Here is a 752-nt window from a genome sequence, read left to right on the forward strand (position 1 = left end):
ACCAAGCCCCACGTGAACGTGGGCACCATCGGTCACGTTGACCACGGCAAGACCACCCTGACTGCTGCTATCGCTACCGTGCTGTCCAAGCACTTCGGCGGTGAAGCCAAGGACTACTCGCAGATCGACAACGCCCCCGAAGAAAAGGCTCGTGGTATCACGATCAACACTTCGCACGTTGAGTACGAAACTGCCAACCGCCACTACGCTCACGTGGACTGCCCCGGCCACGCTGACTATGTGAAGAACATGATCACTGGTGCCGCTCAGATGGACGGCGCTATCTTGGTTTGCTCCGCTGCTGACGGCCCCATGCCCCAGACTCGCGAGCACATCCTGCTGTCGCGTCAGGTGGGCGTGCCCTACATCATCGTGTTCCTGAACAAGGCCGACATGGTGGACGACGAAGAACTGCTGGAACTGGTCGAAATGGAAGTGCGCGAGCTGCTGTCCAAGTACGACTTCCCCGGTGACGACACCCCCATCATCCGCGGCTCCGCCAAGCTGGCCCTGGAAGGTGACCAGTCCGACAAGGGCGAGCCTGCCATCCTGAAGCTGGCCGAAGCTCTGGACACCTACATCCCCACTCCCGAGCGTGCTGTTGACGGCGCCTTCGTGATGCCCGTGGAAGACGTGTTCTCCATCTCCGGTCGTGGTACCGTGGTGACCGGCCGTATCGAGCGCGGTATCGTCAAGGTCGGCGAAGAAATCGAAATCGTCGGTATCAAGGACACCGTCAAGACCACCGTCAC

At 60.4% G+C, this 752-nt stretch carries 1 protein-coding gene; it reads left to right on the forward strand.

Features of this window, described 5'->3' with window-relative positions; all coding sequences use genetic code 11:
• Positions 1 to 752, forward strand: a 752-nt coding sequence (locus AAIL66_RS24335; RefSeq protein WP_343497967.1) for an elongation factor Tu, incomplete at both ends; no start/stop codon positions are given.

It is taken from the genome of Comamonas sp. F1-6 (assembly GCF_039581415.1).
Lineage (GTDB): Bacteria > Pseudomonadota > Gammaproteobacteria > Burkholderiales > Burkholderiaceae_C > Comamonas > Comamonas thiooxydans.